This is a genomic window from Aeromonas sp. R9-2, from assembly GCF_040908025.1.
In the GTDB taxonomy this organism is placed as follows: Bacteria; Pseudomonadota; Gammaproteobacteria; order Enterobacterales; family Aeromonadaceae; genus Aeromonas; species Aeromonas veronii.
Genome location: NZ_JBFOCX010000021.1, coordinates 1 through 11,817, shown reverse-complemented (window position 1 = coordinate 11,817; position 11,817 = coordinate 1). Strand labels below are relative to the sequence as shown.

The window sequence follows — 11,817 nt, the reverse complement described above, 5'->3', positions numbered from 1 at the left end:
TCTTGCAATGGTCCGTGACGGCAACCACAAGATGCGGCCTGACCCCCGGTTCAGGCCGCACTTTATTTGGGGATTGACCAATAATGTGTGAAAATTGCCAGCCTCTTTTTTTCAGCCTTTGCCCCATACCCTATGAATGAGATCGTGAAAGGTAGTATCGATTTGATCCGGCAGCTCAACTACGGCCTGGTCTATGCCAGCCTGGAAGAGCACAAGGAGCTGTCGCGCACCGATCTCTCCCGCCTGACCGGCCTCTCGCCAGCCAGTATCACCAAGATCACCCGGGAACTGCTCGATGGGGGTCTGGTGGTCACCTGTGGTGAAAGTTCGGTGGGGCGTGGCCGTCGTCAGACCTTGCTGCGCATTAACGAGCGCCGCTTCCAGTTTCTCTCCATGCGTCTTGGCCGTGGCTACGTGGATATGGCGCTGTTTGACTTCTCCGGTCGCTCGCTGGCTCGCCAGCGCCACCTCTTTACCGAGGAGGAGCGCGCCGATCTGCTGGGCAGTCTGGTACACGCCATCAAGGTGTTTTTGCCGAGAAAGTCCCTCAGTCTGGCCTGTATTGCCCTCTGTCTGCCGGGTCAGGTAGAGCGCCACTCCGGTATGGTCAAGCACTTCCCCTTCTACGATCTGCGCAACTGGCCCCTTGGCCCGACTCTGCAACAGGCGTTCTCGGTACCTGTGCTGGTGAGCGGTGACGTGCGCACCTGGATCCAGGCCGAGCGGGAGTGGGGTGCCGCCAAAAATTGTGCCGATGCGGTGCTGGTGTTTGTCCACAACGACATCGGGGTCGGCATGGTGGTCAATGGTCAGCTTATCGAGAGCGAGAATGCGCTGCTCGGGGATCTCAGCCACCTGCAGCTCGAGCCCTATGGCCAACGCTGCTACTGCGGCGGTTTTGGCTGCGCCTGCACCCTGGTGACCAATCAGGCGCTGGAGGCGCAATACCGGGATCTGCGCGAACGGATGCAGGAGCACGACTTGCCCGAGAGCGTCACCATCCGCGAGCTGTGCGAGCTGGCGCTGGCAGGCAACAGCCTTTGTCAGGATATTCTCCATCAGGCGGCAGGTCGCCTCTCCAAGGTGCTCTCCAATCTCATCTGCCTGCTCAATCCGGGCAAGCTGCTGCTCGGGGGCGAGATCACCCGTGCCGATCGGCTGCTGTTCCCCATGTTGCACCAGTCGCTGGCCAGCCAGTTGCCCGCCGAATATCTGGTGCGGCTGCAGATTGAATCCACCCACTTCTACGAAGATCCCACCAAGCCCACTTCGGTGCAGGTTCACAAGGCACTGCGCGATGGCAGCCTGTTGCTGGAGCTGCTACGCAGCTGTCAGGAGTCGTAAGGCAATAGGAGTTGGCACTGTGTCTGGCGAAAGGGGCAGGGATTGCTGTTCCGCCAGCGCGTAACTCGGTACAATCTTGCCCTTTTCCGGCAGCCCCCTGTTATCGTGCCCTGTGGCGTCATGACATGTTGGTATGTATTGCTGCCGTTCCTGTTTTGACTCCAGTTGTGAACCTAGATGAAGCCTGTTCCTGATCACGCCGTCAACCGCCTGCGGGCCTGGCGCAAGAGTATCTCTACCCGACCGTTTCTTGCCCGTGGCGGCACCCTGGCCCGCTGTCCTGCCTGTCAGCTGCGCGAGGATTGGTGTGCCTGCGAGTGGCGCCCCGAGCTCAAAGCGGAGGCCGGTTTCTGCCTGCTGATGTATGACAGCGAGCCGATGAAGCCCTCCAACACCGGTCGCCTTATCGCCGATGTGTTGCCGGATACCACCTGGGCGTTTCTCTGGTCGCGCACCCAGCCCCATCCCGAGCTGCTGGCCCTGCTGGCCGATCCCGCCTGGCAGCCCTATGTAGTCTTTCCCGCTTGCGAGAAGGAGCCTGCCCGCCTGACCGGCGAGGTGACGCTGGCACCGGGTAAAAAACCGCTCTTTATCCTGCTCGATGGCACTTGGCCAGAGGCGCGCAAGATGTTCAACAAGAGCCCTTATCTGGACGGTTTTCCGGTGCTCGCCATCAAACCCGATACGCTCTCCACCTACGGCATGCGGGTGGCCAACAGCGAGGAGCACCTCTGCACCGCCGAAGTGGCGGCCTGTGTGCTGGAAGTGGCGGGGGAGCTCAAGGCGGGGCAGGCACTGCAGCATTGGTTCAACTTGTTCAGCAGCCGCTACATGGCCGGTCGGGTCAGCCGTTTCCCCGGTGCCGATGAGGATCATCTCTGTGAGGCGCTGGCGGCCATCAAGGAAGCGAACGTCGCTTCAACGGCTTGCTAACGGGCCCTCTGAGGGTTTGGGCAGGGGGCTGACAGCTCAAATTAATGAAAATCAGGAATCAATTGGCTGCCACTGTTTCGTTAGATTCATGGTCAGTGGCTCGCTAGGATAGCGGCACAGCCTGTGCCCCCCGCACAACGTCGTTTTGGTTAGCCCCGGTTGCCCGGCCCCTTCGGGCAACCCACTCTCGTGAGGTCTATGGATGGAATTGGAACTGGTTACCCTGTTTGCCCTGTTCGGTGTGGCGCTTGTCGCCGGCTTTATCGATGCCATCGCCGGTGGCGGCGGCCTGCTGACGGTGCCAGCGTTGCTTGCCACCGGCATGCCGCCCGCGCTGGTGCTCGGCACCAACAAGCTGCAGAGCAGTTTTGGCTCCTTCTCCGCCACCTGGTTCTATGCCCGCAAGGGGCTGCTGGAGTGGGCCATGATCTGGCCTGCGGTGATCTGCACCTTTATCGGTGCGGCCATCGGCACGCTGGCGGTACAGACCATAGACGCCGCCATTCTCGAGCGCCTGCTCCCTTTTCTGCTGATGGCGTTTGCCTGCTACTTCTACTTCTCGCCGCGGGTAAGCGATGCCGAGAGTTCCCGCCGTCTGACTCCCATACTGTTTGCGTTGCTGGTGGGGGGCGGTGTCGGCTTTTATGACGGGTTTTTCGGGCCGGGCACAGGTTCGTTTTTTGCCATTGGTTTCGTGGCGCTGGCGGGTTTTGGCATGGCGCGCGCCACCGCCCATACCAAGCTGCTCAACTTCACCTCGAATATTGCCTCCCTGCTGTTCTTTGCTCTTGGTGGCAAGGTGGTGTGGAGTGTCGGTTTTTGCATGGCGCTGGGGCAGTTTATCGGCGCCCGCTTTGGCTCCAAGATGGTGCTGAAAAAAGGGGTGAAGCTGATCAAGCCGCTGCTGGTGACCGTCTCCTTGCTGATGTCTGCCAAGCTGGTCTGGAGCCATTATCCCGAGCTGTTTGCCTGGATCTGATGTGCGCCTTGCTTGCCGCATCGAAATTGTTAACGGGGCCCTTGGGCCCCGTTGTCATATCTGGTGTTTTACAGCGCTAGCGCGGTGTGTCGCTGCAGTTGCGAAAGTGTTGGTGCAGGGCGCTCACCAGCCTGGCGATCCGCTCTCGCTTGAGGCTGTTTGGTCGGTAGACCAGATGCAGGGGACGGCCCAGCCCGGGCAGTGGGCGCGCCATCTCCCCCTGTTCTCCCACCAGCCCCAGTAGGCCAGCGGGGAGCAGGACAGGGCCAATACCTGCCTTGGCGAGTTCGATGAGCGCGAGATAGGAGTCGAGCTCCATGGCGGGCTCGAGCCCCAAATCAGCCAGCGGTTCGCGCAGGTAGCGGTTGGAGGGGTTCTCCAGATCCATGGTGAGGATCTTGCGCCTGCTTTCTGTGTTGGCTGGTGGCAGGCTCGGCTGCGCCTCGCCCACCAGATAGAAGGGCTCCTCAAGCAGCAGATCGGCGCCGAGGCCATGGCCGGGAGGGAGCCGACCGGCGCAGATGCCGAGCAGGGCATCACCGCTGCGCACCCGTGCCAGAATGACCGGCGTGTGGTGGGTGGAGAGGGCAAGGTGGGGATCGCGCTCCAGATAGTCGCGCATAAAGTGGGCGAGATAACCCGCCAGCAGGGTTTCGGAGCAGGCGATGGGGAGGGGACTCTGATCCGCCAGATCCTGGCTATCGGCCAGCACCCCCTTCATTTCGGCCAGACTCGGGGCCACTCGTTCCAGCAGCTCCTTTGCCTGCGGGGTGAGGCGGATCTGGCGCCCCTCCGGCTCGATCAACTTCTTGCCAAGGCGCTGCTCCAGCTGGGCAATCCGCTTGCTCACCGCCGACTGGCTGATGTAGAGGTGACTGGCCACCTTGGCCATGGTCCCTTCACTCGCCAGCAGGCTCAGCGTCTCCAGCCCTTCCAGTAACATCTCGCCCCCTTGTTTATCGCCATCAGGATCGTCACAGATTGATCAGCGCTACCTTAGGGGCTGACAGGCTCAGGAGCAAGGGTCGTTTGCTGCCTTGGCCGGTCGAATGCGCCACTCGCTCAAGGGCGGAGCGAAGATCACCAGATTTCCGATGAGGCTGATCACCACTCCGGCCACCGAGACCGGCTGCCAGACAAAACCTTCGTAAAAGGTGGAAAGGGTAAGCGCCACCAGCGGAAAGAGCACGGTGGCGTAGGAGGCCTTGCTGGCACCTATGCGCCCCACCAGCGTCAGATAGGCGGTAAAGGCGATCACCGAGCCAAACAGGGCGAGGTAGACCATGGCTGCCAGATAGTGGCCATCGGTCGGCACCACCAGCTGTTGGCCGAGCAATATGACCCAGCCCAGCAACAGCACCACGCCGTAAACCATGCCCCAGGGCACCAGTTTCAGTACGTGGTAGCCGTGGCGTTGGCCCCGGGCCGAGACCAGATTACCCAGCGAAAAGCAGAGGGTGCCGCCGCAGGCGAGCAGCAGCCCCTTCCAGCCGTTTGCACCCAATTGCGCATCTGCCAGCACCGGCCAGAACAGTAACAGGGTGCCAAAGAGCCCCAGCAAAGAGCCTTGCAACCAGCGCAGGGTGGGGCGCTTGCGCTCGAACAGCCAGAGGTTGAGGCCGTTGAAGATGCTGGCACTGGCGAAGATCACCGCTGACATGCCGCTCGGGATATAGCGGGTGGCGTGGTAAAAGCAGAGAAAGTTGGTGGAAAAGAGCAGGGCACCGAGCAGTGCGGCATAGCGCTGGCCGTGCCAGGGGAGGCGCGGAAAGCGGCCGCTGGCGGTGAGCAGGGCAAACAGTGCCACCGCCGCTAGCAGGAAGCGATAGAGCACCGAGACCTCGATGGGGATGGGGCCAAGTTGCCAGGCGATGGCAATCCAGGTGCTGCCCCAGATAAGCACAGTGGCAAGATAGAGCATCAGGTTCATCACAGTTCCGGTGAGTCAGGGAGAGATGACCCACTATGGGGCGAGCCCTGATGGCTGGATTGCACCATCTTGCGGTTTTTCATCGTCACGCGCTGTCATCTGCGGGCGCGGTCGGTAAGATGGATGGCAGCGGCATAATACGTACACCGGAACAGGCGGCAGGGGCGAATGAAAACAGCAGGGGTATTTGATGCACTGGTCAGCACCGGCGCCCGGCTGGAGGACGCCTGCTGGCTCGAACCCGGGCTTGGCGTCGCCAGTTGGCGCAACTGCTATGACCAGACCCGCTATCACAAGCCGGGCCACCACACCCTGAGCGTCTATCTGCAGGGGGGCGAGCAGACCGAGCGACTCGATGGGCCGGGTGGCCACGGCGGCACCGGCAAGGTGTGCATTATGCCGGATCACCACAGATCCGAGTGGTTGGTGCGCGAAGAGTTTAGCTTCTTTCATCTCTACTTCACCCCGGCTCACCTCACCCGTATTGCCGAGGAGGTGTGTGACAAGGAGGGGCGCCACCTGCAACTGGTGGACAAGACCTTTATCGACGATCCGCAGGCTGCTTCGCTGGTGCAGCGCCAACTGATGCAACTGCAGTGGCAGCACGGGGTCGATCGGCTGGCGCTTTCCCATGGCGCCTGGATGTTGATCCTCCACGCCTACCGCCACCACACCGAGGAGGCTCCCGGTTTGCCGCCTCTACGCGGCGGGCTGGCGCCCGTGGTGATCAAACGGGTGCAGGAGTATCTGCAAGCCCATCTGGCCGATTCGGTCACGCTGGCAGAGCTGGCGCAGCAGGCGGGGCTGAGCGAGTATCACTTTGCCCGCATGTTCGGCCAGAGTCTCGGCTGCCCGCCCCACCGCTATCTGCTTGGGCTGCGGCTCAAACGGGCCAAGCAGCTGTTGGCTGGCCCCGAGCCGCTGGCCAGTATCGCCAGTCAGTGTGGCTTCTCTTCCCAGGCCCATTTCGGCAATCGTTTTCGCGAGGCGTTTGGTTTGACGCCGGGGCAGTGGCGGGCGCAATTGTCATCTTCTCGTCACAGATAACCCTGAGACTTTGGGCAAAAGAGGTGTACTCTCTACCACTTATCCATTGAAAGGAATGCCCATTGAATTATCGCAAACGTCAAATCCGTACCCGTCATCTCTGGTTCAGCCACTGGAATGCCCCGCAAGATCGCACCGCTGTTGTTACCCCTCCCGAACCTGCAGTGCCTCACAGTTCACGTTGAAAAAGCCCCGCCTGCGATAGGATTTTTCCGGTAACTTTGCCACTATTGCCCCATCACAATGATGTGGACACGGCTGGATGTTTCTGGAACGTATTGAAGTCAAAGGTTTTCGCGGTATAAATCGCCTGTCGCTCGGGCTGGATCAGACCACGGTGCTGATCGGCGAGAATACCTGGGGTAAATCGAGCCTGCTGCGCGCCCTCTGGTGTCTGCTGGGGCAGGATGCCGAGCCCTATCAGTTCACCGCCGAGGATTTTCACCAACCGGAAGATCCCGAATTGGCCCCGGCGCGCCACCTGCAACTGGTGCTCACCTTCAGTGAGCACAGACCCCAGATGTGTCAGCACTCCCGTCGGCTGGCCCGTCTTTGCCCCTCCTGGGTGCTGCACAAGGACAAATTCCACCGCATTCACTATCGCGCCAGCGCCGAGCTGCAGGCGGATGGCTCTGTGCTCACCATTCACGGCTTTCTCGACGGGGTAGGCAAGAGCCTGCCCATTGCCAACACCCACGAACTGGTTTGCATGCTCATCACCATGAACCCGGTGTTCCGGCTGCGGGACGCCCGTACCGCTCGCAACGGGGTGGAGACATTGCAGTGGGGAGATCTCTCCGAGCATCGCTTGAGCGAGCTGGCGGACAAGCTGATCGACGAACCCCAGCGGATCGGCGAGCCAGAGCTCAAAGAGGCGCTGCAGGCGGTGCGCCAGCTGATGGATCACTATTTCAACGCCCTGGCTCCCATCAAGAACAAGCCGCGCAGTCAGCGCGACATCATCAATCGCCCCATGACATTGCGCAATCCGGGCAACCTGCATACCCTGCTGCGCCGCGCCGATAACCGTGCGCTGCAGTTGGCGATGGCGGGGATGGCGGCTACCTTGTTGCAGGCGCGTGGCAACCGCGAACTGGAGGAGGGCGCCCGTCCCATCATGATCCTGGAGGACCCGGAGAGCCGGCTGCACCCGACCATGCTAGCGCTGGCGTGGGGGCTGCTGGAACAACTGCCGGGCCAGAAGCTGCTCACCACAAACTCGGGGGACTTGCTCTCCTCCCTGCCGCTCAATCAGGTACGGCGGCTGGTGCGCCGTCAGCAGGATATCCTCTGTCACCAGCTGGGGGGCGAGCGCTACAGCAGTGACGATCTGCGCAAGATCGCCTTCCACGTGCGGATCAACCGCCCCATGTCGCTGTTTGCCCGTTGCTGGCTGCTGGTGGAGGGGGAGACCGAGATCTGGCTGCTCTCCGAGCTGGCGCAGATCTGCGGTTACAGTTTGCGGGCCGAGGGGGTGCGGATCATCGAGTTTGCCCAGTGCGGCCAGTCGCCGCTCATCAAGGTGGCGCGGGACTTTGGCATCGAGTGGCACCTGCTGACCGATGGCGACGAGGCGGGGCTCAAGTATGCCACCTCGGCCCGTGGCCAGCTCAAGGGAGAGCGGGAGCGGGACCGACTGACCCAGCTCCCTGCCGCCGACATCGAGCACTACCTCTATCACAACGGTTTTGAAGCTGTGTTTCGTCGCGAGGCCGGGGTGGGCGGGCGCGCCATGTGGAGCGCCAGTCACATCATCAACAAGGCGATCCATCACCGCAGCAAGCCGGGAATGGCGCTGGCGGTGGTGGAAGAGGCGGAGCGGCTCGGCGCCGAGCATATTCCGCCGGTGATCCGCCAGATGTTTGCCCGGGTGGTGGCGCTGGCCCGCGGTCAGGGCTAAAACCACCACCGCATCCCGTTCCTATGGACGTGGCTGCCAGCAGGGCGTCCTTCAAGGTGGGCCCTGCTGGCGCCAAATTGCCCCGGATTGTTTGCCCACGATTGTTTGTCGCGATTGGGGATATCCGCCGGTTTGGGTATACTCGCCCCTCTCTGGCGCCCCGGTGGCGCACCTCGAATCTTTACTGCTGGAGGCGTCGTGTTCGTCCAACTCCCTTTTTGGCTCTTTCCCCTCACCGGATTGATGGCGCTTGGCGCCCTGCTCTCCCTAGGTATCGTGCTGTGGCGCGGTGATATCTGCCCTGGCCAGCGCTCGCGCATCACTCAGCAGCTCTTCTCCATCTGGGTCATTACCGCGCTCTCTCTGATGCTGGCGGTGGAAGCCAAGGCGGCCAGCTGGCTCATCTGGAGTGGTGGGGCCGCGCTGGTGCTCGGGGTTGGCTTGTCACTGGCCCAGTCACGGCTGGAGGGCAAGCGTTCAGTCCCCTCGACACTGCTCTGGTTGCCGGCGTTGCCGCTCGCTGTCTATGGCATCGGGCTGCTGCAACTGCAGGGCTGGGTGAGCGGTCTGCTGCAGATGGCGATGCTGGGGGCGGCCTTTGCCCACCTGATGCTGCTGCGGGCCCGTCATCGCCTCAAGGCATTCAACACCCTGTTGCCGCTGGCCGGTCTGGTGGGGGCGATGGCCAGCCTTGTCTGGCTGGCAGTGCTGGTGGGCTGGCAAGGGGGTGAGGCCAATCTCGATGCCCTGATCCCGGCGGTGGTGACCCAGGCAGCGCTGCTGGTGGCCTCCCTGCTGCTCTGGTTCAGCCCGCTCTACTTGCAGCGTGATACCGCGCCAGTGGTGGTCTCCACCTCCCTGTGTGGCCTGCTGATCGCCCAGATTGCCGCTACCAGCGTGTTGCACCAGCTAATCTGACACTGGCGTTGAAAAGAGAAAGCCCCGAGCCAACACTCGGGGCTTTTGCATATCTGGCTTGCAGGTTCGCATTTATCAATTCACCGCTATCGATCAATAGAAGTCGTCTGCCCCGCAGATAAAGAGGCAACTGCTGCGCGGCTGGGCCAGATATTCGCGGGTCAATCCCTCCAGCGGCATGCCGAAGGTGCAGATATCTTGCGGCGAGGGGAGGGCGGTATCGAGGATCCGCCGCCAGTAGCCGCCGACCCCCTTGGGGGGGCTCGGCAGGTTGAAGGTGAGGGGCTCCCAGTAGGCATTGAACAGCACATAGAGCGCCAGCTTGGTTTCGCTCGACAGCGCCGACATGGCGATGGCGTGGGAGTGGGGGCTGAAATCCGGTTGCCCGGCGTTGACTCCGTGCCAGCAGATCTCGCTGTGGCGCAGGATCTCGGTGAGCGACAGCGGCATGCTCTCCTGCTCCGGGCGCTGGAACAGGTGTTTGCGGTATTGGATCAGCTCCTTCATAAAGCGGAACATCTCCTGACTGCGGGCATTGGGCAGCCAGTTCATCCAGCAGGTGGCATTGTCCTGGCAGTAGCCGTTGTTGTTGCCCCGCTGGGTGCGCAGCAGCTCGTCTCCCATCAGCAGCATGGGGGACCCCACCGAGAGCAGGGTCGCCACCATCATGTTTTTGGCCTGGCGCATCCGCAGGGCGTTGATCTGGGGATCTTCCGTCGCCCCTTCGTGGCCGTGGTTCCAGCTGAAGTTGTGATCGCAACCGTCACGGTTCTCCTCCCCGTTGGCCTCGTTGTGTTTGCTGTTGTAACTGGCCCAGTCCCACAGGGTAAACCCGTCGTGACAGGTGACGAAGTTGATGCTTTTCTCGGGATCGGCGTGGTGATAGTGGTAGATGTCGGGGCTGCCGCACAGCCGCTCGACAAAGGCGGTGACGCTGTTGTCATCCCCGCGCAGGAAGCGGCGCACATCGTCCCGGAACTGGCCGTTCCACTCACGCCAGCGGGCGCCGGCGAGCGACCCCACCTGATAGAGCCCCCCCGCGTCCCAGGCTTCGGCAATCAGCTTGATGTCGGCGATGTTGGGGTCCGTATCTATGGTGCGCAAGGTAGGCGCATTGGCCTGCGGCTGACCCGATTCATCCCGCGACAGAATGGCGGCCAGATCAAACCGAAAGCCATCGACGTGCATCTCCTGACGCCAGAAGTGGAGGCTGTCCATGATCATCCGCAGCACCACCGGATGAGCGCCGTTGAAGGTGTTGCCGCAGCCCGAATAGTTGGTGTCCTTCTGGTTGTTGTCGAGGATGTAGTAGGCCTCGTTGTCGATGCCGCGAAACGAGAAGGTGGGGCCATCATTACCCCCTTCGGCGGTGTGGTTGTAAACCACGTCCAGGATCACCTCGATATTGGCCTTGTGCAGCGCCTTGACCATGTCGCGAAATTCGGTCAGCGGATCATCGCCGCAGGCGTATTGGGCGTGGGGGGCGAAAAAGGACATGGGGCTGTAACCCCAGTAGTTGGAGAGTCCTTTGGGCGCATCCTGAGGATCGAACTGGAACACCGGCAGCAGCTCGACGGCGGTGACACCGAGAGATTGCAGATAGGGGATCTTCTCAATCAGCCCGAGATAGGTGCCACGCAGCGCCGGATCGACCCCCGAGCTCGGGGACTTGGTAAAGCCCCCCAGATGCAGCTCGTAGATCACCGAGCGGGAGAGGGAGTGAGCGGGCAGTTTGTCTCCTTCCCAGTCGTAGTGGCGAGTATCGACCACCTTGTTCTTGGCGCAACAAGCCAGATTGCTGCCTGGACGGGCCGCCGCCCATCGATCGTAATTGGCGCCAAGCTCGATGCTGCGGCCGTAAGGGTCGAGCAAAACCTTCTCGGCATCGAAGCGGGTGCCGCCATATGGGCGCCACGGGCCCTGAATGCGATAGGCGTAACGTTGCCCGACCGAGATCCCCTCCACATGGATATGCCAGTAGTAGGCGGTGCGGTTAAGGCGCGGGGAGAGGGGGATCACCTCGGGGGTCGCATCGTCTGCGCTTGCGAAGAGCAGCAGTTCGACCCGGCTGGCGAGGCGTGCCCAGATCGCGAAGTTGACGCCGTTACTGTCGGGTGTGGCCCCCAACTGACGGCAGTGACCGGCGGAGATGCGCATATTCTACCTACCCAAAATGAGGAGTGTTCACCTTATTGAGTGTAGTGCCGGATGCCTGGCAAGGACTCGATTGCCTGAAAAAACAGCATGATGCTGCTAATGACCGCACTATTTGTCCGATTAATCTACGAATAAACTTTTTTTGAGATATTTACTTGCAATCTGTGCGCTGGCGCCTATTATTGGCGACCTCAGACGCGGGGTGGAGCAGCCCGGTAGCTCGTCGGGCTCATAACCCGAAGGTCGTCAGTTCAAATCTGGCCCCCGCAACCATCTGAGATCCTGACCAGTAAATCGGTGTAACCGGTTGGTGGGCAAGGAGAAATCGAACTGGCTACTGCTCGGCCACTTCGAGAAAAATTCGGACGCGGGGTGGAGCAGCTCGGTAGCTCGTCGGGCTCATAACCCGAAGGTCGTCGGTTCAAATCCGGCCCCCGCAACCAACTCTTTCGTCAGCTTGCGATTGTATAAACAGTCGAAGGCAGACAAACGCCACCAAGCTACTGCTCGGCTTGAGGGTGACAATTCGGACGCGGGGTGGAGCAGCTCGGTAGCTCGTCGGGCTCATAACCCGAAGGTCGTCGGTTCAAATCCGGCCCCCGCAACCAA

9 protein-coding genes and 3 tRNA genes are annotated in these 11,817 nt (G+C 61.5%); 9 read left to right on the top strand and 3 right to left on the bottom strand.

Going from position 1 to position 11,817, the window contains the following annotated elements; all coding sequences use genetic code 11:
• Nucleotides 1-132: 132 nt before the first annotated feature.
• The 3 genes from AB5Y71_RS08015 to AB5Y71_RS08005 all read left to right on the top strand — a co-directional run bounded on the left by AB5Y71_RS08015 (nucleotide 133) and on the right by AB5Y71_RS08005 (nucleotide 3,256).
• Nucleotides 133-1,344: an ROK family transcriptional regulator gene (locus AB5Y71_RS08015; RefSeq protein WP_005333476.1), complete on the top strand. Its 1,212-nt coding sequence runs from the start codon at nucleotides 133-135 to the stop codon at nucleotides 1,342-1,344.
• Between the two features lie 177 nt (nucleotides 1,345-1,521).
• Entirely contained in the window at nucleotides 1,522-2,277 is a 756-nt protein-coding gene (locus AB5Y71_RS08010) for a tRNA-uridine aminocarboxypropyltransferase (RefSeq protein ID WP_107684877.1), read from the top strand.
• A 202-nt stretch (nucleotides 2,278-2,479) separates the two neighbouring features.
• On the top strand, nucleotides 2,480-3,256 hold the full coding sequence (locus AB5Y71_RS08005; RefSeq protein ID WP_368171351.1) for a TSUP family transporter: 777 nt from the start codon (nucleotides 2,480-2,482) through the stop codon (nucleotides 3,254-3,256).
• A gap of 76 nt (nucleotides 3,257-3,332) precedes the next feature.
• On the opposite strand, the gene AB5Y71_RS08000 is transcribed toward AB5Y71_RS08005, so the two are convergent.
• On the bottom strand, nucleotides 3,333-4,199 hold the full coding sequence (locus tag AB5Y71_RS08000) for a LysR family transcriptional regulator (RefSeq protein ID WP_368171350.1): 867 nt from the start codon (nucleotides 4,197-4,199) through the stop codon (nucleotides 3,333-3,335).
• A gap of 69 nt (nucleotides 4,200-4,268) precedes the next feature.
• Complete coding sequence (locus tag AB5Y71_RS07995; RefSeq protein ID WP_368171349.1) at nucleotides 4,269-5,186, bottom strand: DMT family transporter; 918 nt, start codon at nucleotides 5,184-5,186, stop codon at nucleotides 4,269-4,271.
• 168 nt (nucleotides 5,187-5,354) lie between these two features.
• On the opposite strand from AB5Y71_RS07995, the gene AB5Y71_RS07990 reads away from it, so the two are divergent.
• The 3 genes from AB5Y71_RS07990 (at nucleotide 5,355) to AB5Y71_RS07980 (ending at nucleotide 9,051) form a co-directional block, all read left to right on the top strand.
• Entirely contained in the window at nucleotides 5,355-6,233 is an 879-nt protein-coding gene (locus AB5Y71_RS07990) for a helix-turn-helix domain-containing protein (protein ID WP_368171348.1), read from the top strand.
• Nucleotides 6,234-6,495: 262 nt separating this feature from the next.
• Entirely contained in the window at nucleotides 6,496-8,133 is a 1,638-nt protein-coding gene (locus AB5Y71_RS07985) for an ATP-dependent endonuclease (RefSeq protein ID WP_368171347.1), read from the top strand.
• Between the two features lie 198 nt (nucleotides 8,134-8,331).
• The gene (locus tag AB5Y71_RS07980; protein ID WP_368171346.1) at nucleotides 8,332-9,051 is read left to right on the top strand and encodes a hypothetical protein; all 720 of its coding nucleotides are present in this window, start codon (nucleotides 8,332-8,334) and stop codon (nucleotides 9,049-9,051) included.
• Nucleotides 9,052-9,144: 93 nt separating this feature from the next.
• On the opposite strand, the gene glgX is transcribed toward AB5Y71_RS07980, so the two are convergent.
• Nucleotides 9,145-11,208, bottom strand: coding sequence for a glycogen debranching protein GlgX (glgX, locus tag AB5Y71_RS07975; RefSeq protein WP_368171345.1), 2,064 nt, complete (start codon nucleotides 11,206-11,208; stop codon nucleotides 9,145-9,147).
• 196 nt (nucleotides 11,209-11,404) lie between these two features.
• Between glgX and AB5Y71_RS07970 the strand changes: the two genes are divergently transcribed.
• The 3 genes from AB5Y71_RS07970 (at nucleotide 11,405) to AB5Y71_RS07960 (ending at nucleotide 11,816) form a co-directional block, all read left to right on the top strand.
• Nucleotides 11,405-11,481, top strand: a tRNA-Met gene (locus AB5Y71_RS07970).
• Nucleotides 11,482-11,574: 93 nt separating this feature from the next.
• Nucleotides 11,575-11,651: transfer RNA gene (locus AB5Y71_RS07965), tRNA-Met, on the top strand.
• 88 nt (nucleotides 11,652-11,739) lie between these two features.
• A tRNA-Met gene (locus AB5Y71_RS07960) sits at nucleotides 11,740-11,816 on the top strand.
• The last annotated feature ends 1 nt before the right edge of the window (nucleotide 11,817 follow it).